Source organism: Methanocorpusculum sp., assembly GCF_030655665.1.
GTDB lineage: Archaea > Halobacteriota > Methanomicrobia > Methanomicrobiales > Methanocorpusculaceae > Methanocorpusculum.
The window spans coordinates 1-22,015 of record NZ_JAUSPQ010000006.1 but is presented as its reverse complement, the minus strand read 5'-3'; the positions used below and the strand labels follow the sequence as shown (position 1 = coordinate 22,015).

The 22,015-nt window shown below is 50.9% G+C and carries 25 protein-coding genes; 15 read left to right on the top strand and 10 right to left on the bottom strand.

Features of this window, described 5'->3' with window-relative positions; genetic code table 11:
* Window positions 1-140 precede the first annotated feature (140 nt).
* Window positions 141-1,322 (top strand): pentapeptide repeat-containing protein, encoded by a 1,182-nt coding sequence (locus Q7J08_RS03395; protein ID WP_304910285.1) that lies wholly within the window; start codon window positions 141-143, stop codon window positions 1,320-1,322.
* 226 nt (window positions 1,323-1,548) lie between these two features.
* Here Q7J08_RS03395 and Q7J08_RS03390 read toward each other — a convergent pair whose 3' ends face one another.
* Genes Q7J08_RS03390 through Q7J08_RS03380 form a run of 3 tightly spaced genes read right to left on the bottom strand, consistent with a single transcriptional unit; the run spans window position 1,549 to window position 2,762 of the window.
* On the bottom strand, window positions 1,549-1,698 hold the full coding sequence (locus Q7J08_RS03390; protein WP_304910284.1) for a hypothetical protein: 150 nt from the start codon (window positions 1,696-1,698) through the stop codon (window positions 1,549-1,551).
* A 25-nt stretch (window positions 1,699-1,723) separates the two neighbouring features.
* On the bottom strand, window positions 1,724-2,272 hold the full coding sequence (locus Q7J08_RS03385; protein WP_304910283.1) for a hypothetical protein: 549 nt from the start codon (window positions 2,270-2,272) through the stop codon (window positions 1,724-1,726).
* Window positions 2,273-2,312: 40 nt separating this feature from the next.
* On the bottom strand, window positions 2,313-2,762 hold the full coding sequence (locus Q7J08_RS03380) for a SufBD protein (protein WP_304910282.1): 450 nt from the start codon (window positions 2,760-2,762) through the stop codon (window positions 2,313-2,315).
* Window positions 2,763-2,861: 99 nt separating this feature from the next.
* On the opposite strand from Q7J08_RS03380, the gene Q7J08_RS03375 reads away from it, so the two are divergent.
* Together Q7J08_RS03375 and Q7J08_RS03370 are read left to right on the top strand one after the other, a co-directional pair.
* Window positions 2,862-3,629 (top strand): rhomboid family intramembrane serine protease, encoded by a 768-nt coding sequence (locus Q7J08_RS03375; protein ID WP_304910281.1) that lies wholly within the window; start codon window positions 2,862-2,864, stop codon window positions 3,627-3,629.
* 131 nt (window positions 3,630-3,760) lie between these two features.
* Window positions 3,761-4,252 (top strand): NUDIX hydrolase, encoded by a 492-nt coding sequence (locus Q7J08_RS03370; protein WP_304910280.1) that lies wholly within the window; start codon window positions 3,761-3,763, stop codon window positions 4,250-4,252.
* Window positions 4,253-4,456: 204 nt separating this feature from the next.
* Here Q7J08_RS03370 and Q7J08_RS03365 read toward each other — a convergent pair whose 3' ends face one another.
* Window positions 4,457-5,533, bottom strand: coding sequence for a DMT family transporter (locus Q7J08_RS03365; protein ID WP_304910279.1), 1,077 nt, complete (start codon window positions 5,531-5,533; stop codon window positions 4,457-4,459).
* Between the two features lie 84 nt (window positions 5,534-5,617).
* On the opposite strand from Q7J08_RS03365, the gene Q7J08_RS03360 reads away from it, so the two are divergent.
* Together Q7J08_RS03360 and Q7J08_RS03355 are read left to right on the top strand one after the other, a co-directional pair.
* A complete protein-coding gene (locus Q7J08_RS03360) occupies window positions 5,618-6,205 on the top strand; it encodes a flavodoxin family protein (RefSeq protein ID WP_304910278.1) in 588 nt (195 codons plus the stop codon).
* A complete protein-coding gene (locus tag Q7J08_RS03355) occupies window positions 6,202-6,792 on the top strand; it encodes a flavodoxin family protein (protein ID WP_304910277.1) in 591 nt (196 codons plus the stop codon). Before Q7J08_RS03360 ends, Q7J08_RS03355 begins: the two co-directional genes overlap by 4 nt.
* Window positions 6,793-6,796: 4 nt before the next feature.
* Here Q7J08_RS03355 and truA read toward each other — a convergent pair whose 3' ends face one another.
* Window positions 6,797-7,648: a tRNA pseudouridine(38-40) synthase TruA gene (truA, locus tag Q7J08_RS03350; RefSeq protein WP_304910276.1), complete on the bottom strand. Its 852-nt coding sequence runs from the start codon at window positions 7,646-7,648 to the stop codon at window positions 6,797-6,799.
* Window positions 7,645-8,343, bottom strand: coding sequence for a PHP domain-containing protein (locus Q7J08_RS03345; protein WP_304910275.1), 699 nt, complete (start codon window positions 8,341-8,343; stop codon window positions 7,645-7,647). Before Q7J08_RS03345 ends, truA begins: the two co-directional genes overlap by 4 nt.
* Window positions 8,344-8,390: 47 nt before the next feature.
* On the opposite strand from Q7J08_RS03345, the gene Q7J08_RS03340 reads away from it, so the two are divergent.
* Both Q7J08_RS03340 and Q7J08_RS03335 read left to right on the top strand, forming a co-directional pair.
* A complete protein-coding gene (locus Q7J08_RS03340; RefSeq protein WP_304910274.1) occupies window positions 8,391-9,818 on the top strand; it encodes a dihydropteroate synthase in 1,428 nt (475 codons plus the stop codon).
* Window positions 9,819-9,820: 2 nt separating this feature from the next.
* Window positions 9,821-10,744, top strand: a complete 924-nt coding sequence (locus Q7J08_RS03335; RefSeq protein WP_304910273.1) for a cysteine-rich small domain-containing protein — start codon at window positions 9,821-9,823, stop codon at window positions 10,742-10,744.
* Here Q7J08_RS03335 and Q7J08_RS03330 read toward each other — a convergent pair.
* The 4 genes from Q7J08_RS03330 to Q7J08_RS03315 form a co-directional block, all read right to left on the bottom strand.
* Entirely contained in the window at window positions 10,741-10,926 is a 186-nt protein-coding gene (locus Q7J08_RS03330) for a DUF1858 domain-containing protein (protein ID WP_011834035.1), read from the bottom strand. The two genes, Q7J08_RS03335 and Q7J08_RS03330, sit on opposite strands and share 4 nt — an antisense overlap.
* 57 nt (window positions 10,927-10,983) lie before the next feature.
* Window positions 10,984-12,222 (bottom strand): ABC transporter substrate-binding protein, encoded by a 1,239-nt coding sequence (locus Q7J08_RS03325; RefSeq protein ID WP_304910272.1) that lies wholly within the window; start codon window positions 12,220-12,222, stop codon window positions 10,984-10,986.
* Window positions 12,223-14,196 carry an Nramp family divalent metal transporter gene (locus Q7J08_RS03320; protein ID WP_304910271.1) on the bottom strand — a complete coding sequence of 658 codons (1,974 nt, stop codon included), beginning with the start codon at window positions 14,194-14,196 and terminating at the stop codon, window positions 12,223-12,225.
* Window positions 14,197-14,299: 103 nt separating this feature from the next.
* Window positions 14,300-15,244, bottom strand: a complete 945-nt coding sequence (locus Q7J08_RS03315; RefSeq protein WP_304910270.1) for an ROK family protein — start codon at window positions 15,242-15,244, stop codon at window positions 14,300-14,302.
* Between the two features lie 98 nt (window positions 15,245-15,342).
* Here Q7J08_RS03315 and Q7J08_RS03310 point away from each other — a divergent pair, with 98 nt between their 5' ends.
* The 8 genes from Q7J08_RS03310 (at window position 15,343) to Q7J08_RS03275 (ending at window position 21,637) form a co-directional block, all read left to right on the top strand.
* Window positions 15,343-15,951 carry a DUF2975 domain-containing protein gene (locus Q7J08_RS03310; RefSeq protein WP_304910269.1) on the top strand — a complete coding sequence of 203 codons (609 nt, stop codon included), beginning with the start codon at window positions 15,343-15,345 and terminating at the stop codon, window positions 15,949-15,951.
* 2 nt (window positions 15,952-15,953) lie between these two features.
* The gene (locus tag Q7J08_RS03305) at window positions 15,954-16,157 is read left to right on the top strand and encodes a helix-turn-helix transcriptional regulator (RefSeq protein WP_304910268.1); all 204 of its coding nucleotides are present in this window, start codon (window positions 15,954-15,956) and stop codon (window positions 16,155-16,157) included.
* Between the two features lie 74 nt (window positions 16,158-16,231).
* Window positions 16,232-16,990 (top strand): aspartate dehydrogenase, encoded by a 759-nt coding sequence (gene nadX, locus Q7J08_RS03300; RefSeq protein WP_304910267.1) that lies wholly within the window; start codon window positions 16,232-16,234, stop codon window positions 16,988-16,990.
* Complete coding sequence (gene nadA, locus Q7J08_RS03295; protein ID WP_304910266.1) at window positions 16,987-17,889, top strand: quinolinate synthase NadA; 903 nt, start codon at window positions 16,987-16,989, stop codon at window positions 17,887-17,889. Before nadX ends, nadA begins: the two co-directional genes overlap by 4 nt.
* Window positions 17,890-18,717, top strand: coding sequence for a carboxylating nicotinate-nucleotide diphosphorylase (nadC, locus tag Q7J08_RS03290; RefSeq protein ID WP_304910265.1), 828 nt, complete (start codon window positions 17,890-17,892; stop codon window positions 18,715-18,717).
* Window positions 18,718-18,819: 102 nt separating this feature from the next.
* Window positions 18,820-19,290, top strand: coding sequence for a GNAT family N-acetyltransferase (locus tag Q7J08_RS03285; protein WP_304910264.1), 471 nt, complete (start codon window positions 18,820-18,822; stop codon window positions 19,288-19,290).
* A gap of 143 nt (window positions 19,291-19,433) precedes the next feature.
* Window positions 19,434-21,035 (top strand): hypothetical protein, encoded by a 1,602-nt coding sequence (locus Q7J08_RS03280; RefSeq protein ID WP_304910263.1) that lies wholly within the window; start codon window positions 19,434-19,436, stop codon window positions 21,033-21,035.
* Between the two features lie 29 nt (window positions 21,036-21,064).
* Window positions 21,065-21,637 (top strand): RPA family protein, encoded by a 573-nt coding sequence (locus Q7J08_RS03275; protein WP_370651231.1) that lies wholly within the window; start codon window positions 21,065-21,067, stop codon window positions 21,635-21,637.
* Window positions 21,638-22,015 lie beyond the last annotated feature (378 nt).

The following is a 22,015-nucleotide window of genomic DNA, read 5'->3' as shown; positions in this document are numbered from 1 at the left end:
TTGAAGGTTTTTGGTGAGGGTGCAGATTTTTTCCGAAACTCTGTATTTTGTAGTAATTAGGGGTATATTTAGGTTTTAGAAAATTTTCCCAGGGTTTTGAGAAAAATGTGCACCCTGAACATCTTTGAGGTATTATAATCATGAGGGAGGGACTACTCTATGATATTATGGTGGATGTGGATGAAAGATCGGAAGGATGGAATAAAGAACTGTATGATAGACTGAGCCATGATTTTTTAATTACGTGTGCTCAGAATGACGGAATCGAAGAGTGGAATCAGGCGTATGAGGCATATCTGAGATCTGAATGGGGGAGGCGTTTTCCGAGTGAGGGATATGATTCGGAAAATATTGGGAAATTATTTGATAATCGTTCTGGTTTTGTAAAACCTGATTTTCAAGATGAAGATTTTACCGATGAAATTCGGAAAAAAGCAAATTTCTCAGGCGTACATCTGGAAGGGGCCGATTTCCATTTTGCCCATCTTGAAGGAGCCCGATTCAATAGTGCCCATCTTGATGGAGCCAATTTCTATTTTGCCAATCTTGAAGGAGCAAATTTCAGAAGGGCACAACTTGAGAAAGCAAATTTCATGGGTGCGCATCTTGATAGAGCCAATTTCATAGGTACCCATCTTGAAGGAGCCCGATTCAATAGTGCCCATCTTGAGGGGGCAGAATTCATTCTAGCCATAGTTGATGGGGAGACCCTGTTTTTCAGCAACACCATAGATGATAAAACCGATTTCACTGGAACATCTCTCTCATCAGCCCGCATCGAACCGGAACTCAGAACACAGCTCGAACGAAACATCCGGCAGCTTCGCTGGGAACAATGGTATAAAATGCCGAAATTCTACCCGGATATGGCAGAAATCAAGACCAAACTCATCTCCAAATTCTCATCCGGAAAATTCCCGGAAAAGAAAAACTGGGAAACCAAACATTCTTGGGTCGATAGGATCATCAATGCTTTTGTCCGGCTCTTCTGGTGGATCTCCAACTACGGCAGCTCGACAAAACGGGTCATTGCTGTATTTTTCGGCTGGAATTTGATTTGGGCACTCATCTATCAGTATATCCTGCCGTTACAAACCCACCCTATCCTGGCAGGTGCCGTCACAACAGTGCTGGATGCACATGATTTTATCATTGCCTTCCTGCAGACCAACCTGATGATGTTCAGCATCACTGATCTCGCGGCCATCGTGCTGGATTATCCTGCTTTGCTCTGTGTGACCATCCATATCGTTCTCGGGTACTTCATTCTTGCAGCTCTCATCACCCGTCTCGGCATTATGTTCCAGAATCTGAGTCCATAGAATATTCTTTTTTTCACGGGGAATTCATACAGAAAAGGGATTTCTCATGTGTCTGTACATATCCCGTACACAAATTTATCATGTGATGTGTTCAAAGGGCATTTTTGGGATGTATTTTTGATGGAAGCTTATGCTATGATAAAGAAATGACACCGGAAAATAGATGAAAAATACTTAACACATATACGTAAAATGGTGGTGTTTTTCCCACCAGACACGTCAACAATTATTTTCTGTCGCCTGTAAGACTGCCGGCCTTTTTGACAGGCTGTGTTCTTCCTTCGGGCATTTCAAGATGTGTATTGAGAATTCTCTCTGATTTTCTAAAAGAACTCTCTTCTAAGGATTTTTTCCCAACCTTTTCTTCTCTCGTCATTATATAAAAATAGATGTCTTCTCTATTAAATCATACCTACAAGGATGAGACCACTAAGCAGGATTGCTAGTGATATTCCACCAATGAGGAAAAACTGTTGACTTCTACTAACATCCATTGCTTTCCTATCAAGACTATCAAGAATTGCTTTTGACGCCATTAGCATATCCGCAATATTTTGGATTACTGCTGAACGTTTATCCTTAAATGTATGACCATCAAGTATTTCTTTCACAAGTAAAATTTTATCCGGAGTAGGTATAGGTTTTATTTTATGACCCTTGTATGAGAACAACAATGTGAGACTAAAGCAGCTTAATTGTAGAAAAAACAAAAAATAGATTACAATTATTATTGGGATGAATACGATATTTGTTAAGATATTCTGTTGAAATACTACTAATGGGACCTCCAAAGCAAGAACAATTCCAATTACTGAAATTACGGACGCTGCTTTTTGATCCAATTCTGTTGTCCATCCAAGTTGACGATTCAAATGTTCAGACACTAATTCTTGTGCATAAAGAATACTCTCATCAGTTGGTTCAAAATCACTCTCGTTACCATCAGTCATATTGTATTACTTCACTCTCTAACATCTAAAATAGTCCCCCTCACCCCTCCATCATCTTCAGCACACCCGCGATATCCCGCTCGATCAGCGGCCGCATATTCGCATTATACCTCCCCGTATCGGCATGCTCCAGTGCCTCCCTGATCTCCGGGACCAGATCCCTCCTTGCCGAAACGATACTCTTCAGCGCCTGAATACACTGACGGGCCGTGATCGGCTTCTCGTCACACACATGCTCCAGATACCGGGGGAGAACACCGTCCAGCTTATGATCCGCATCCCATTTCGCGTTTTCTGCGATCAGCAAAAGGCCCCGGGTCCGGACATACGAATTCTCGCTATGAATCATCCCGGCAAAATCGTCCCAGAACCGGTACACCGCATTGCCCGCCTCGCTCTCCGCCTTCAGCCGCAGAAAACTTGCATACGCCGCTTTCGTATCCGGTGAATACAATCCCCGGACATCCTCTTCCAGCTCTTTTGCATCCATACTATTCTCCATCACCCGGGAACGCAATAATACTTATCCTGCCGGACTATCCCTTGCGTCAAACTTATCAGGTCATCATCATAATAACTGCATATCCCCATGACCTGGCCCACTCCCCTCTCCGAGCACCTGAACGACAGGAACATCAGCCTCCCGCCCTCGAGATTCCGCCTATTCATCCTGATATACTGGCTCATTCTTGGAATCGTCCTCGTCGCCATGTGGACGCTCCTGTACTGCGGCATACTCCCCATAGACGCCGTCTCCCTCTCTTCCTCCGGCACCACCCTCCTGGCACTCTATCTCGCACCGTTTTGCCATGAGATACCGATGCATTTGTTAACAAACCTCCTGATCTTCTTCATTCTCGGCATCTTTCTGATGCTCATCACAGCCATATTTCCGAAACTGGACAAACGGTTTTATCTTTGCCCGTTCATCGCATGTCTCCTCTTTGTAACCATCCTCCCCTTCTCATGCTCAACAGCCTTACTTTTGGTGCCGGGCCTTCATCTGGTACAAATAGTCGGATTTTCTGGAATGGTGTGTGCCGTATTCGGGATGATATGCGTCATGATCTCCTTTGCCGTCTGGAAAAATTTTGAAAGCATCAGACTCCTTATTGGGATCCTTCTCTTCTCGGCAGTAGTATATCTCCTCCTCCCTCTTGCAGAAATACTAAACGCATCCCCCGTCATCCCGGATACCGCTCACCGGATAGGTTTTCTCTACGGGGTCATCGTCACATGGCTGATCGGCGCCGCCCTGACGACCAATTCGAAAAAACGCGTATATCTCTATCTTAGCGCACTGCTGGCGGTACTTCTCCTCCCAATTATCCTGCTCGGAATAACGGTTCTGCTGTAACCTGAACAATTTTTTTTCTCTTTAAGGAATACAAGGATATTTATCTTCGAAGGCTCGACGTGTTTCGTGATAAATGCACAGGGGCAGTTAGAAATGCTGATATTTGCATTTTTGGGTAAAGGAAAACATTCATGAGTGATATATTGTTCAAAACCGATGACTGGATATTTAGTTACCGTGTAGCAGGGATTTTAATTCATAACGGCAAGGTGCTTTTGCAAAAGCCAACCAATGATACAGGTTTTGCATTTCCCGGCGGACATGTTTCTTTTGGAGAAACCAACGCTAAGACACTAATTCGCGAGTTCAAAGAGGAAATTGGTGCTAATATTTCAGTAAACGAACTTAAATGGGTTGCAGAAATATTTTTTCCGTGGGGTGAAAAGCCATGTCATCAAATATGCAATTATTATCTTGTAACGCTTGATGATACTACGCAAATACCGCTTGACCGAATGTTTATAGGTATAGAGCAAATGAATGAGCGGCCATTCAATATTGAGTTTCATTGGATACCAATAGATAACCTGAATAGTATCAAAATCTACCCGGCAAATGCAGCAGAGTTATTTGGAATAATGGATAGAGGGGTACAGCATTTCGTCTATCGGGAGGAAACATGATTATTTCCGCATCACGACGCACAGATATCCCCGCCTTCTAAAGTGACTGGCTTTTCAACAGAATAGCCGAGAGATTTATCAAAACGAAAAGTCCATTTAATTCGTCTCAAATTCGAACCATTTTTTTTTGAAATCCGAGGATGTTTCTTGCATCAACAAAAGGAATATGCAGGGACATGACGCGATGGTAGAATCACCATTCTCTCACTTCTTCTCTTCATGCACGTGAACGTGATGCATATCCGCTCCGTGCGGATGATCGTGTTCCAGACGTTCATGCAGATGTTCATGACTATGTTCTCCCTCGACCGGAGGATCATGGACATGCGTATGATGACCGTCATCATGCCCGTGCCGGTGATCATGCCTCACCGACTCATGGATATGGAAATGCACATGGCCTCCCGTCGCCGCAAAATACGCTCCAACGACCATGATCCCCGCCGCTAAAACAAACAGCGGGGTAAGCGGCGTCCGGAACACCACGAACGAAATACCTGCCCCGATAAACGGCGCCACCGCATAAAACGCACTCGTCCTCGCCGCTCCAAGCTGCCGCTGGGCAAGCACATACAGATAGATCGAAAGACCGTACGCAAAAAATCCGAGAACAAGCGCCGCGACCACACTAGGGAGATCCGTCTGCATCCCGGACGCCAGAAACGCGATCAGCAAAGCCCCGAACCCTGCCCCGAACCCTTTGACAACAACGATCTGCATCGGATTCTTCAGCGAAAGCATCCGCGTACAGTTGTTCTCCACACCCCAGCACACACACGCGAGGATCACGAGGATCGACCCCGCCGAAAACGAAAAACTGCCCGCATCGTTCACTGTTAAAAGAACACTCCCCGCCACGATCAACACGATCGCGATCCACAAACGCCGGTCGATCGTCTCCCGAAATATCAAGAGGGCGACAAGCGCCGTCGTCACGATCTCAAAATTATTCAAAAGCGAGGCATTTGCGGCAGTCGTCAGCGAAAGACCCAGCATCAAAAGGATCGGCGCCGCAATATCCAGCACGATCATCCCAATCACGAACGGCAGATCTTTTCGCGAAAGCGGCGCCTCCTTTCGCTCCCGGTTCCGCCGATGGGTCACGAGATTCACCGCAAACATCCCGATACCCGCCCCCAGATACAACAGGGCCGCCATCAGCTCGGGGGACGTCGTTTCGAGCAGGATCTTCGCCACAGGAGAGCTGATCCCGTACAAAACAGCCGCCAGAACCGCAAATCCGATCGCCAGTCTCCCTGCCGAAACATGCATACTTTCCATTGGTCCCGGATGGTGATGAGGTTTTTCATACTTCCCTTTCCCCATCACTGGATTTATCTGTATTCGGGGTAATATACTGAATAAATGCCCTTATCCGTCCTTGCCATCACAACTTCACCGCGTCGTCACGGCAATACTGAATCCGCCCTCGACAAGGTGCTCGAATCGTTTTCCGAGATGTCTGTCGAAAAGGTCGTCTTAAACGACCTCAATATCAATCCCTGCAAAGGCTGCGGTAAATGCGAAAAAGCCGGCGTATGCATCCATGTAGACGATTTTGTTGAACTCGGCGAAAAGATCCGGGCTTGCGACCTTCTCATCTTCGCATCCCCCGTCTATTCCATGTCTGTCTGTGGTCAGGGAAAAATCCTCATCGACCGCTGTCAGGTTTTCTGGTCGAGAAAGTATGTCCTCCACGACCTTCCAAAACCCGAAGGAAAAAAGTTCGGGATGTTCATCTCGGCTTCCGGACAGAACCGTGAAGGGATCTTCGACCACACCGTTCCGGTCGCTCAGTTCCTCTTCGATGTGTCCCAAATCCCGGTTTCACGGATCCGGTACCTCCTTCTCCCGGGTCTCGACAAGATCAGTGATTTCCGGAAAAACCCCGAGGTGATCGCCCGGGCAAAAGAAGCCGGGGACGCGATGGCGGCACTGATGGTGAAAGAATGACGACCATGCTCGTCATCAACGGAAGCCCGAGGAAGGGGGGGAACACCGAGACGGTGCTGAATGCCTTCGTCGCAGGGGCAAAAGAAGCCGGTGCAGACGTAACGACCATCCGTCTCGTGGAGATCGAACACAAAAACTGCAAAGGATGTAATGCCTGCCATAAAAACGGTGTCTGCGTCATCAAAGACGCGTTAACGCCGGTGTTCGACCAGATGCTGGAGTCGGATATTCTGGTTCTGGCGTCTCCGATCTATTCGATGACGGTGACGGCCGAGATGAAATCCTTTATCGACCGCGGTCAGTTTTTGTGGGCGCAGAAGTTCATTCGAAAGACCCTCGTCTTTGACGCCGCCCATCTGAAAAAACACAAGGGTGTGTTTCTCGGGACGTCGGGGCAGAATCTTCCGTATATTTTTGATTCCGCGTTTCCGGTGGTCAGGGCGTTTTTCAATGATTCGGGTTTTTCCTATGCGGATAATGTGCTGTTTCCGGGCATGGATAAGCACGGCGGGGTGCAGGGCTGGCCGGAGAGTGTGGTCGAGGCAAAAAAGCGGGGAAAAGAGATCGTGATGAAGATGAATGCCTGACCCTTCACGTTTTTTTGATTAATGTCGAATATCCCCGTATCACTTTTTTCTTCCAGAACGCGTCCGGTTCGTCCTCAAGAAGAGCTTCGGCGGTATGCATATCTGCCCGGGCACAGACCGCTTCCCGGGCGAGCGATCGCTTTACTTCGCGTTTCTGCCGCATCGGCGTGAAGGAAAGATCGCAGACGACATCCCAGAAGATGAGTCCTTCGGCGGGTGCCGGATGGACCCGGTCCTTTTGGGAGGTGAGCAGGTCGTCGATGATTTCCGGCTCCGCAAGGCCGAGGCCGACGGTCTGCAAAGCGCCTGCCATGCCCCGGACCATGTTCCAGAGAAAACTCTTCGCGGCAACTTCGAAGACCGGGCAGCCGTCCGCTCCTTCGAAGACCTCGGCGCGGGTCACGGTCCTGACCGGATCCCTGCCCGCCTCCATTTTTGCAAACCCGCTGAAGTTGTGCGTTCCGACAAGCCGCGAAGCCGCGTCCTGCATTCGGGAAACATCCGCAGGGTAGGGAAAATAATACCGGTAGCTCCGCTCCCTTGCGGCATACCGGGGATAGAATTCGTCGTCGACTTCGGCTGCGCCGATACACCAGATATCGTCCGGCAGATGAAAGTTCAGTGCCTCGACCGCGAGTTCGGGTTTATCGGTCGTGATCGAGAACAGCTGTTTTCTCGCACTCACACCTTTATCGGTCCGTCCTGCGGTCCGGAAATGCGCTTCCTTCGCATCGGCAAACAGCCCGAGCTCGATCCCGCCGGCGACAAACTCCCCTTCCACGGTCCGTTTATCCGGCTGGTACTGGGATCCGGCGAAGTTCTGTCCCCGGTATCCCGCAAGGAACGCGAGCTTCATCTCATCCGCCGCGGTTTGAGCCGGGAGGTCTGCCGTCTCGCCTTTCGGACGACATTATGAAACGACTGGGATGTGTAGGTCCTGATCGGGGTCTTTTTACACCGGCTCTCGAGCTTTCCGTTTCTGATCGCCTCAAGGATCGAAGGGACTGTCCGTTCTTCTGCGTCGATGATATTGATCCCGTATCCGACGAACTGACAGGTGTGGGCGTCGGACCCGGCGGTCATCGGTATATGGTATTTTTTGGCGAATTTGGCCGCCCTGATGTTTGCGAGCCCGAGATAGTATCTACTGTTGAACACTTCGATCGCGTCGGCTTCCCGCAGGGCTTTCGGCGAATGGAGACCAACCGCGTGCCGCCATCTGTGATAGGGGTGGGGAATGATCGTGAGGCAGCCTTGTGCTTTTGCCTCCCGGATTGTCTCGAGGGCGTCTTTTCCCGGCTCGAACATCTCGGTCGTGCCGAGAACGAGGACATGTCCCTGTTTGGTCGAGACCTCGATCCCCGGGATGATCAGGATCCCGGGATTTTTTATGGCGAGCGCCTGCTTTGCGCCTTCGGTCGTGTCATGGTCTGTTATCGAGATCGCATCCAGTCCGCGTTCCTTCGCTTTCGCTATGACCTCTGCGACGGGACACTTCCCGTCAGCCGACGCGCTTGAGTGGATATGCAGATCGCACGTTATCAGAACCATCTTAAGGTAATTACTATGTAAGTACAAAAACATAAGGATAACATACAATGCATGTTCTCTTTCCCACAGGACGCCAGAGTGCATCCTCCCTCAGTCTGGCATTATCCAAGGTAACAGAGTTTACCTGTGAGATCGTCGAAACAGGCGAAATCGCGTCATTTTTAACGCCGGGGTCGTTAGAAAAGCTGATTCACACGCATCCCTCAGATCTTGTGGTCGTTTCCGGGATGTGTACGGCGTCTTTTCAGGATACAGAAAAGAGGACGGGCGTTCCCGTTCGTAAAGGAACGCGCCACGCGGCGGACATGGGGATATGCGTCCCGCTGATATCCGCCGGCAGGCTTTCCGCTGATATGCCGGCCGATGATATGCTTCTCGCAGAAAAGGCAGCGGCCGCCCGGCAGAATCTGGTTCTTATGGAGTGGGAGGCCGACTCGTTTTTGACCATCCGGGGAGTAAAGATCGGCGGATCCTCACGGATCAAGGTGATCCATGAGATTATGGATGCTCACCGGCATCCCTTCCTTCGGGACGCGGTGATCCGTGCAAAAGAGAACGGCGCGGATATCGTGGATCTCGGGTTCGGGTTCGATGCGACCGAGGATGATGTGGTCAGGTGTTTTTCGAGTGTGGGGGATCTGGAGATCCCTCTCTCGATCGATACGCTGGATCCCGAACTGATCGAGGCGTCGCTTTTCCGTGCGGATCTGATCCTTTCTCTCACAAAGGAAACGATCCCTCTGCTCGCAGATAAGATCCTGGAGGCCGGAGCCGCGGTGGTTTTGATCCCGCGGGACAACGCATCGCTCGAAGAAACGATCCTGGCTGCTATGGAGGCAGGCCTTTTCCGGATCCTTGCGGACCCGCTTCTTCAGCCGCCGCTTTCGGGGATGACCCGGTCTCTTGCGGCATATTTGCCAAAGACCATGTGTCCCAAGGTACTTGGCTGCGTGAATGTCGTGGAGATGATGGACGCGGACAGTCCGGGGATATGTGCTGTGCTCGCGTCGGTCGCGGCCGAAACGGGGACTGCGTGTCTTTTGATCTCCGAACACTCGGACAAAACGCATGGAGCAACTGCCGAGATGCGGCGTGCGGTCGAGATGATGGCCTTGTCGAAAGGCCGGCCGTATCCAAAAGATGTCGGGCTTGATCTTTTGATCCTCAAAGAAAAACGGTTCCGTCGGGAACCTCCTCTGCTGTACGAAGATATCCGGGATGCCGGGGTTCCTTCGGAATCCCTCGTCTATGATCCGAAAGGAAACTTCCGGATCGGGATCGAAAACGGATACATCGTCGCCGTCAGAGATGGAAAGGCGATCCGCGGGACATCCTGGTATGAGGTGTTCTCCGCGATCCTCGCAGAAGACGGGGTCTCGCTTCTGGATCATGCGGGCTATCTGGGTAAAGAGCTGTATAAAGCGGAGCTTGCCCTGCAGTTTGGCAGGAGCTTTGAGCAGGACGGGAAGTTCTGACCATGCGGTATTATCTGAGAAAAGATACCCTGATCGTCCGCGGGGACTTTAGGGCGGCAAGTAACGGTGTCGACGGAGGTCTTTCGGATGTCAGATCGATCCTGAACATCTCCGTCCCGCGGCAGTTTTCGGATGATGCCGCTCTTTACATAAACAGCATGTCGATGCGGAATGGTTTTTTAGAGCCGTATTTCGGTCTTCTTACCGCTCTGCCGATCACGAATCTCTGCATCGCCCGCTATGACTACGTTACCGTTTTCGTGACCGCCGCCGTTTCAGACCGGAATCGGACGATCAATATCATCGTCACCTGCGAACGTCCTCTGACCGATGCCGCACTTCTCGGTGCCATGATGACGGTCACCGAAGCGAAGATGCAGGTGATCGCGGCGAGAAAACTTCCCGGCAGTGCTCTGTCCACGGACGCCGTAGTTGTGGCTTGTGAAAAGACGGACGGGATCCCGGAGACGTTTGCGGGACCCCTTACCGAGACCGGGATGCGGATCTCAAAAGCCGTATCTCATGCCTTGACCGAAGCTCTGGTCAGGTTCGATAACTATCTTCTCTCTACCTGGGGCGTGACCCGCGGATGGTCGCGGGGGAATCCTGCGATCGTGAAACGGCACCGGCCGTCATTTTTCATTTACAGCCGATATGGGGGCGACCACTGGAACGAATGGATCCCGGAGGACTGTCCGTATTATCCGTGTCATAATTATGCCGAACAGCAATGCAGTTTTTGCTACTGCCCGCTCTATCCCTGCATGGACACGGATCTCGGTCAGATGATCGATACGCCGCACGGAGAGATATGGAGCTGCATGGACTGCCGTCTTGTACACGAACCGCGGGTGGCAAACCATCTTCTCGCAAATCCGGAGGCAGGCGTCCTCGAACTGAAATCAGTAAAAAAGAAAAATATTTAGAGTCCAAGCTTTTTTGCGAGCTCTTCTAATGGGATGCCGTGGACCATTGCAGCCTCGCGAATGGTCTCATTGTTTGCGATCGCGCAGCCGAGACAGCCCATGCCAAAACTCTGGAGGGTTGCTGCAGACTCAGGTTTCTCGCGGAGAAGGTCGGCGATAGTTGAATCAAGTGTGATTGCCATGGTACTATGTTGGCGGGATTACTACTTGATATTTACGAAGAAGGTATCAAAAAAAGATCAATGGGAGGAGGTGCTGTGGGCCGATGAGATCGCCGCGGCTTTCTTTTCGAAGGTGAGCACCTCTTTCCATGGAAGATCGACCCACTCGCCGTTTTCGAGCCGCATCACATCATACGAAGGGTATGCATCCCCTTTTTCATCGAAGACGATGGTTCCAGTGAGTCCTACGTGACGGATCAGGTCAAGGCCTTCCCTGATTCCGTCTGCCGTATATCCGCTGTTTTCTATTGCCTGGGACACCACGATCATCGTCTCATACCCGTAGATCGAGTCACGGACCATCAGTTCTTCTCCGAATGTCTCAATATAATGCTCCTCGTATGAGGGATCGGAGATCCTTCTCGCCTGGGAAAATCCGATCAGACCATCGGCGTATGCACCGACTTCCAGAGGGACCTGACGGTTGGTCAACGTGTCGGAAGCGAACCATGCAGGGGAGAGGCCCTCCTTTTCCGCCGCTTTCATGATCTCTACACCCTGACTCGGGTTCACGATCAGAAGAACGGACTGCGGATGTGTGTCCTTCATTGCGGTGATGATCTCCGTTATGTTCACCGTATCCGAGTCGGGGACCGATATGTCGGAGACGATATGCATATCCGGATACGACGCATTTGCCTCCTTGAGGAATGCATATCTGAGACTCTTTCCGTAACTGGTGTCGAGGCTGATCAGCATCACATTCTGCGTTTCGTTTCTCCCGCCGATGATTTTCGCCATGCCGGCTCCAAGATAAATGTCGGAGGAGACCGTTCTATAGACATAATTGCCGTACGCCGAGAGACTCGCGGATGTTGCGGAGGGAGAGATGAGAACGATCTCATATGACTCTGCGTACGGCGCCATGGCAAGTGTGACCGTGCTCGAGACTCCGCCGATCACCACCGGGATCCCGAGGTCCCGGATCTCCTTGAACTGCGCTTTTGCGAGTGTGACGTTTCCTTTGTTGTCAAAATACACGGCCCGTACGGGAACGCCCCGGATACCGCCCTCATCATTGATATCCTCGACTGCGAGTTCGATCCCCCGCATATACTCGACGCCGAACTCCGTCATCTCTCCTTCAAACGGCAGTGAAACCGCGACAATCACTTCATCTTCCGGGAAATCACTGTCGATGATCGTCCCAAATGGGTGGAACGCGAGGATAAACATGAGGATCGTCAGGATGATGATCCCGAGGGTGATGTACTTCGATGCTTTTGTCTGCGGCGGTTTTTCATGATGACCGGACATTTACTTCTCCTCCTTTATTTCCTCTTCTTCGGGTCCATCCCCGGTCTCCGGTTTCTTTCTGCCGAACAGTTTGCCTGTCCCTGCGGCGAAAACGATATGGTCTTTCGCGAAGTAGGCGAACAATGCCACGCCAAGGGTATTGACGATCGTGATCGGGAGGAACGTGCTCGCAATGATCGCTATGATCTCGTCAACGGTCTGTGTACCCAAAAGGAGTCCGCATCCCGGAACGATGATGAGCAGGTGTATCCATTCGATGATGACGGTCAATACGGTTGCTTTGAAGATGGTGATCCTTCCCTGCCACCAGCGGACGGCAAATCCTGCGATAAGTCCGGCCGCGAGAATGGCAAGTGAACATCCAACAGCTGTCGGTCCGCCCTGGGCCAGACGGTAGATGCATCCGATAAGTCCGGCAAGTCCGCCGACGACCGGACCTCCCAGAAGTCCGGCGACGATCGGTCCGATCGCGCTGAAGTTGAAGATAAGACCGTTGACATCGATCCCCCTAAAAACGCCGTAAATGGAAAGACCGCCGCCTAACGCGACCGTCCAGGCCTTATCTGCAAGAGTCGCCGTTCCGCTGACGAGTTTCTTAAACATATCCGTCTTTGTGAAGACGAAGAGTATCACTACGATCACGAGCATTCGTTCGATCAGTGGGATGCCGTTTACGAGGAACGAGGATTCTATCAGTAAAGCTACATAGATCGAAAGCCCGCTCCCGAGCATCATTATGGCAGTCCAGATTCTGGATCCTTTTGCATACTTCGGCAGTCTGCTGTCCAGATAAATGACGATGAATCCGAAGATACCAAAAAGGATCGCTGAAAGTGCCGCGATCTGACGAATGACTGTCATCGGATCCGCGATCACCATAGCAAGGATGATCACACCGGTGAATACGAGGAGAACGATCTGATAAAGATTATACTCGCTTGGCAGTTTCATCCCCTTGTCTTCTCCAAGGTGGCGAACTACTTTTGCGAGAGCGCGGGCACGGGCGTCCATACCGACGACGACCGCCCCGAAAAAGATGATCGCGACGAACATCAGGAAAAGATACGGTCCGTAGGGTATCGAGCTGAAAATATAGAGGATCTGGGTGATCAGCGTATCAAGCGTGATCTCCGCCCCGTGCGGCATGAAAGATACGGCATATCCCGCATACCCGAGGAACATGAAACCGATCGTGATGACTGCGACAAAGAAGAACCCGGTCAGCACGTCAAAATTCACACTGCGGATGTATTTTCTGAAAAAAGACTCGTTTTGGAGTGTGCACTCCTCTTTATTTTCCGAGTGGATCTTTGTTTTCTGTGAAAGCCAGACCGAATAGAGCATCAGGTTCAGTCCGGACCCGACCACTCCGAGAATTGCGAGGATCGCCATCTCGGAACCTGCGGGGATCGAAGGGACCAGTCCGTCCAGAAGAAGGTTGAAGGAGAGCGGGAACTGAGAAAGGGAGATGAGAACAACGCCTGCAAGTATGCTTATCAGCACTGCCATGACCGGTTCGAGGATCTCGTATGAACTCGTCCGAATGACGGCGAGCGTTAATATAAGGAGGAAAACTGCTATGAGAAAGACCGAGTAGATCCCGGGAAGAAGATAGTCCAGAAATGTTGCGGAAAAGACGAGCATCGCGCCGATTGCAAACATCTCCATGAGATAGGAGCCGATGATCAGATAGGAACCCCAGTTTTTCGGACCTGGCAGACGATTGAGTGCGTCAAAGATCGTCTGGTTCGTCGCGAGAGTATATCGGGCGATTCCATTGGTGAATGCGTATTTGAAGACGAGGGTGATGATAACTACCCAGATCAGCGCCGGACCGTAGTGTGCGCCGATTTCGATTGCCTCAGTTACCCCTGCCTCACCGGCCGCGGTTATTGCGAGAAGAAGACCTGGTCCGAAGAAGACAAAGTTGTTTTGAAACCATCTTCGAAAGCGGGTAAATACGGTGTCTCTCATTGATTCTATCTAATTTTGCCGGTCTGAGTTTATATATTCTTGGAGTTAACTGATGACGTAGACGGACGAAGAATGCCGGTCTTTCTCTTTTTCACAAAAAATCTTATCGATTTTTCTCAACTCTGGCAGCTTTGAATGCAGAGACCGAGGCACCGAGCAGGGGGGCTTTTCCCTCAAGAGCGGAGATGCGGATCTCCGGCATCGTCAGGTAGTGATCCATACATTCGGTCATTTTTTTGGCTATCAGCGCCGGATAGTTTCTGACAACGGGGCCGTCAAGCACGATCAAATCAGGATTGTAGGCCGCAACGACCGAAGAAAGTCCCCGTCCGTTTATTTTTGCGAGCTCTTCTGCAAAGGAACAGAAGAGCGGACTTCCATGTTCCGCTGCGTACAGGATCTGCCCGGCATTCATCGAAGGTTTGGGATCACAGTCGATACGATCCTCACTCCAGACCCGGAAAAAGTTCGGGATCCCGGTTCCGCTCGCGTATGCCTCCCAGTGCCCGACCCCTCCGCAGCCGCAGGGAAGATTCCAGGTCGTATCCACGAGAAGGTGACCGGCTTCCGAGGCATTTCCATTCGAACCGCATAAGAGCCTGCCCCGGTCCAGAACTCCTGCGCCGATCCCGGTGGAAAAGGTCAGATACACGAGCGTTGCCGCGTCCTTTGCCCCGCCGAAATAATATTCTCCAAGGACGCCCGCTTTACAGTCGGTCATCATACGGACCGGAATGCCGAACTTTTCCTGGAGCGGTCCGGAAAGGAAGATCCGTTCACATTTCATATTGGGTGAACAGACGACCGAACCGGTCTTCAGATCGACGGGCCCCGCGGTACTGATCCCGATCGCTTTCGGCGTGATCCCGGTACCCCGGCTCAGATCAAGGATCATTTTTGATATCAGGATCCGTATATCCGCCGCGCTTGAGAGGTCTTTGACCTCGTTTTGGGAAAATGCCTCGATCGCCCCCTCTTTGTCAACGATCCCCGCACGGAGATGTGTAGCTCCAAGATCGACCGCGGCAACATACGTATGATCATCCATCTTATGGCTAGATTTGCTCTTCTTGTAAATCAAGTATTCCTTAATCGGCTGTGTTATTTTCACTCAATTAAATATTATCGATAAACGATAATTTATTAATGGAATACAACAAATATGTGGGTGTGATAAGCTTGATGAATGCTACTCAGATAAAAATCGAACATAGTGCACGTGTTGCAGATATAGTATTGAAGATCGCCCGTATCCTTGGATGGATAATTATTGCCTGCATGGTTCTTCTTCTTGGAGGCGCCGCAGTTATTTACGGACTGGCCGGTTCGGAGTTGTTTACCGACGTGCTTACTTCCGAAGATGTGACCGTATTGACCGCTGGCGGCGAAACTGGCTTAACTGTCGGCATGATCCCGGGTATCATCGCATTGTTTTCGATCGTATCCTTTGCGTATATGGGACTTATTATGGCGATCCTTATCGTCGCCGGGAAGATATTTTCCGGCATCCGAAAGACGCTCCTTCCGTTTACCGAAGAGAATACCAACCATCTGAAGACCATTGCGGTTTTGATAGCCGTTATTTCCGTCGTTCCTGCTCTTATCGAGTTGATCGGGGGTGCGATACTCGGCTTCTCTCTGGATATGTTTACTTTCAGCATCGAAGGTCTGGTCCTTGCATTTGTGGTGTATTCCCTTGCCCACATCTTTGAATATGGGCTGAATCTTCAGGAACAGGCGGATGAAACCCTCTGATCATGCCGATCATTCTCAGACTTGACCGCGTGATGGCGGACCGGAAGATGTCTCTTGGTGAACTTGCGGAAAAGGTCGGCATCACCAATGTCAATCTTTCCAAAATCAAAACCGGCAAGATCGCCGCTATCCGGTTTTCGACGCTCGACGCTATCTGCCGGGTCCTCGATTGTCAGCCAGGAGACATCCTGGAATATCAAAAATGACCCCCTCTTTTTTCCCGATCCCGTGCAGACGGCACAATCCTTAACTATCTATAATCCGAAACTCTGTACCAATTATGATTACCGTCGGGCTTTTAGGGTGCGGAAATATCGGTCACGTGATCGCAAAGAGTCAGGAGAACTTCAAAATCACTGCAGTATATGATGTGGTTTTTGAACGTGCAGAGGCATTCGGCAGAGAGTTCGGGGCAACTCCTTACTCTGATTTTTCGGCATTCCTTAAAGAGTCCACAGATATCGTCGTCGAGGCGGCATCTGTTGCGGCGGCCACGTCCCATGCACAGAGCATTCTTCTCGCAGGAAAAGATCTTGTTATCATGAGCGTAGGGGCACTTGCAGACATTTCTTTCCGTGAAGAACTCATCCAGACTGCCCGCGAAATGAAGAAAAAGATCCACATCCCGTCCGGGGCTATCATGGGATTGGACAACATCCGTGTCGGTCAGATATCAGGTATCGATAAATTCGTTCTCCGCACAACGAAAAATCCGAAATCCCTGTCCCGTGAAGCGGAGGAAAAAACCTGCATCTTCTCTGGAAAAGCCTACGACTGTGTTCATCAGTACCCGAAAAACACGAATGTTGCCGAGTCTCTTTCTCTTGCCTGCGGAAGAGATGTGGATGTCGAGTTATGGATGGATCCAAAAGAGGATCGGAATATGCATGAGATCTTCTTCGAAGGAGAGTTTGGCGAGGCATATATCAGAGTCAGAAACGTCCCGTCCCCGGATAATCCGGCAACCAGTTATCTTGCAGCTCTTTCGATCCTGACGCTCCTGAAAAATCTTGACAATCCGTTGGTGATCGGTGCATGAACTATGAAAAGGAGATCAGGAGACTTGCCGCTGAAAAAGGCGCCCTGATCCTTGCACACAATTATCAGCCGCCTGAGATCCAGGACCTTGCAGACATCACCGGTGATTCGCTCGAACTCGCCAGGAAGGCGAAGGACGCAAAGGAGTCGACACTTGTTGTCTGCGGTGTCTATTTCATGGCCGAGACGGCAAAGATCCTCTCCCCGGAAAAGACCGTCCTGATCCCAAGACCGGACGGAGGCTGCCCGCTTGCCGATCAGCTCACTCCGTCATCGGTCCGTGCAGCAAAAGCGGCTCACCCCGGCTCCCCGTTCGTTGTGTACGTGAACTCGAACGCGGCGACGAAAGCAGAGTGCGATATCACCTGCACGTCCGCAAATGCCGCGGATGTTGTTCGCTCACTCAAAGAAGACACGATCCTGTTTGGTCCGGACGCAAATCTTGCAGCATATACCCAGCGGCTTGTCCCGGAAAAAACGATCATCCCAGTTCCATTGAACGGCGGCTGCCCGACCCATCACCAGTTTACCCTCCGGGATGTTGAGGCTGCAAGACGCGAGTATCCAAACGCGACAATAATCAGTCACCCCGAGTGTTCCCCCGAGGTCCAGCTCGCATCTGATCTTGTCGGCTCGACCGGGTATATGATCCGGAGATGCGGCGAAAAGAAGGAGTGGGTGATCCTTACAGAGAAGGGTATCATCCACCCTCTCCAGAAAAAGTATCCGGATACCATATTCCACGGCATCGACACGGCAGTCTGTTCAAACATGAAGCTGATCACCGAAGAGGATCTCTACATTACGCTTAGGGACGGCGTTGTCCCGATCCAGGTGCCGGATTACATCGCAGAGCGTGCACGTCTTGCGATCGAGCGGATGATCGAGGCATCGGCATAAATGCTCCCGACCGATCAGCTTCTTGCATTTGTTGCCGAGGATGTTTCTGCAGGCGACATCACGACCCTTGCTCTTTTGGAAGACAAGGTCATTTCTGCACGTATCGAAGCAAGGGAAGAGATGGTCGTGTCAGGGGCTGAAGAGTGCGAATGGCTGTTTAAGAATGCCGGTGTTCTTGCCGATGTTCTGGTAAAGGACGGTTCGACTGCCCACCCGGGTGAGAAGATCATCGCGCTCAGAGGATCGGTCCACGCCATCCTCTCCTTAGAGCGGACCTGTCTGAATCTTCTCGGTCGGATGAGCGGCATTGCGTCCGCCGCGGCAAAGGCCTCCCGGCTTGTCTCGGTCGTCAATGATCACGTTCGGGTCGCCGGAACGAGGAAGACCGCCCCCGGACTCCGTTATTTTGATAAAAAAGCATTAATTGCCGGCGGTGCTCTGCCCCACAGACACACGCTTTTTAATCAGTTCCTGATCAAGGATACCCATCGGGCGTTTATGCCGGTCGATGAGGCGGTGCGGAAATGCCAGGCGTATTCTGATAAGAAGGTGGAGTGCGAGGTCGAGTCTCTGGAAGACGCTCTTCTTGCGGCAGAGACCGGCGCCGATATCATCATGTTCGACAACATGACCCCGGAACTTATCCGTGAGGCTATCGCCGCGCTTGAGGCTGCAGGTCTTCGCGGGGAAGTGTCCTTGGAGATATCAGGCGGCATCACGCCCGAGACCGTTGACCGATACGCCGGTCTTGATATTGATGTGATCAGTATGGGGGCACTGACGCACTCTGTTCGCTGCGCTGATGTAAGTTTAGAGGTAGATATGTAAAATGCAGGTTGAGACGAAAGTAGCTATTGCTCTTTTTTGCCGGCTCTATTCTGTTTCAGTTTGTGTCGCTGAGGTGTAAAAATGCATTTTACTATTAGAGATATGAAAGAGGATGACTGGACGCGGGTCAGCCAGATCTATACGCAGGGACTTTTGGAAGGGATCTCGACATTTGCTACGGTATGTCCGACCTTTGAAGAGTGGGACGCGTCACATCTGAAAGACTGCCGTTATGTTCTGCTTGCGGACGATACGGTCGTTGGATGGTGTGCCGTTAGCCCGACTTCTGCCCGGGAAGCTTACAAAGGTGTTGTGGAAGTCAGCATTTATTTTGATAAAGCATTTCGCGGGCAGGGTCTTGGCACAAAACTGCTGGATCATCTCTGCCGGGAAAGTGAAGAAAAAGGGTATTGGTGTTTGTATGTGAACATTTTCTCAATAAATACTGCAAGTCTCAATCTTCATACCAAGTGCGGTTTTAGAGAAATTGGTTACCGTGAAAGGATTGCGAAAGACAAATTCGGCAGCTGGCAGAATACGATCGCCATGGAACGGCGAAACGACATAATCTAGATCCTCATCCTCAGTTTTTTGCACAATTTTTGTACCGCTCTCATTCAATGGGAGCGGTGTTTTAGCCAAATTCCGAGGCATTGTCGCACCGCGCGGTCAAAGCATATATAGGGTATGCGTCATATTCTTACTTGGAGATCAAAATGGACGCACAGCAGATCCAGCAGATTACCGACAGAATCTCCCAGAACTTAGTGTCCAAAGGAGTTTCGCCGGACAAGCAAAGCATTTCAGAGAAGCTTAACCTCTACATCAACGAGTTTGGTGTGGTTCCGTTCGAAGCGGAGCGGAAAGTACTCTCTGATCAGTATAAACAGCACAAGATCCCTGAAGAGGCAAAGCCCGCGGCAGGTTCTTCGACAGGTGACCTCGTACATATTGCCGATATCCAGCCAAACGACTGGGTCACGGTCGAGGTCAAAGTCGTTTCCCTTCAGACGCCTAATTCTCCGTCGATCGCACAGAGCGGGATCTTTGCGGACAGTACCGGAGCCGTACGATTTGTCGTTTTTTCCAAGGCATCAGAACTGCCGAAGCTTGAACTTGAGAAATGGTATCGGATCGAGTCGGCGGTCGTCGATTCGTTCAAAGGGGTTCCCAATCTGAAACTTCACTCAGGGTCCCATGTCACCGAGATCAAGGATGATCGGTGTTTGGTCCCGTCCGAGCCGACGAAGCTGAGCGATCTGAAGCCCGGCGTCGTTTCCTGTGTTCACGTGAAGTTCATCGAAGAGTGGGAGTTGCGCAGTGATCGGATGATGCAGAGCGGCCTTGTTGCTGATGAATCCGGGCGGACAAAGTTTGTTTTGTGGCAGGATCCTGAGAAGGAGAAGCTGGTTCCAGGCGCAGTATACAATATTTTTTACGCGAGTGTGGATGAATACAACGGGCGGCTTTCCCTGACTCTGAACTCGGCTGTCTGGATCCAGGATGAGGATGCCGAGATTTCAGTTTCGGTATCTTCGGGCAGTTCAGCCCCAAAGGAGCCTCTGCCGGTATCTTCGATCCGTGACCTGAAAGTAGGTTATGCCTCTCTTCGCGTCAAATTCGTTGAGGAGTGGGAGTCCAAGAGCGAACGGATGATGCAGAGTGGTCTTGTCGGCGATGAGACCGGAAGGATCAAATTCGTTTTGTGGCAGGATGATTCCAAGGAACGTCTGGAACTCGGGCGTGTTTATGAGATCACGAACGCGAAAGTGGATGAGTTCAACGGCCGTCTTTCGATCAGTCTGAATCCGGCGACGTATTCCGCGGATGAGCCTGATGCGGATATCGCGGTCGGGAAGCGTCTGGATGAGGTGTCTGGGACCATTGTCCAGGTCTCAAAAGGGTCAGGTTTGGTTCGGCGCTGTCCGGTCGAGGGATGTAACCGCGTTCTTTCCCGGCAGAATTTCTGTCCGGTCCACGAGATCCAGAACTCCTTCAATTATGATCTTCGGATCAAGGGAGTTGTGGATAATGGTCAGCGGGCATATAATGTTCTTATGAACCGTGAGGTCACCGAGGCACTTTCCGGGATGACCATGGATCAGGCGATTGAGATGGCTTCGAACAGTCCTCTTGGTCTGGAGGAGATCCAGGCAGTTCTTACCGAACGGCTGTGCGGAAGATATGTGAAATGTTTGGGTAACGAGTTCGACGGCAGGATTCTCGTGAAGTCTGCGGAGTTTATCCGTCTTGATCCAAAGGTTACTGCCGAACTTATGAATCGTGCGGGGGCTTCTGCCGGAGGTGACGGAATATGAGTATAAATACTGTGCCAAATGGACAATTTATGTCCTATGAACGTGAGCCGGCAAAACGCGTGTTTGCTGCTGAACTGCGCGAAGCTTCAAAGACCATTAAAGATACTGAGGATGAAAAGAGTCCGGTGTATCTTCTGCTGCCGACGGGCGAGCGGTGTAACCGGGTCCTGATCGCCGGGACAATAACGCAGAAGGATAAGGTCGGCGACCAGAATATTCTGTACCGTGCGCGGGTTTCCGATCCGACTGGGATATTCTATATCAACGCAAGTTCCTATCAGCCTGAGGCGATGCATCAGCTTGCGAAGATCGATACGGCGAATCCGTCGTTCGTGGTAGTTGTCGGTAAACCGAATGCCTACACGACACCTGATGGCAAAACCCTGATCTCTGTGCGTGCGGAGTCGATTCTTGTGGTGAATCAGGAGACCCGCGATCTCTGGATCCAGGATGCAGCGCGTTCAACCCTTGATAGAGTGGATGCGCTTTCGTCGGAATCTCCGTCTGCGGATATCCTGCTCGCGCGTGAGACCTATCATTTATCTCCTGATCACTGGAAAAAGATGGTTTCTGATGCCCTTTCACGCATCATGCAGCTGTAAACCCATTCAAAAATTTATTTTTCAGGATGTCATTCCGGCGTCTTTATATGCCGGAATCCCTAACATTATTACCTCACAAGCCAACCGATCTGCGTTGGAAATCTCCTGGTTTTCTCTGGGTGTGTTTCCTCTGTGTTTCGGTGGGTTTATAAGTGATTGGGGGTAACTATGTTACCTCGCAAGGCTCTTGGATTTGATCTCCAAGGGGCTAGGCACCCTGTTCCTGGCTCCCGGGAGTTCGGTTCGAAGACTATATAAGCATCTGATGCTGATATAGTAGAGCTGTTTAAGTGGAGGACAAAACGCGAATCATCCGGGTAAGGCCGGAGTGATTGTTGGTCCTGACGTTGGTATTGTGGCGATGCGGACATTCATTGA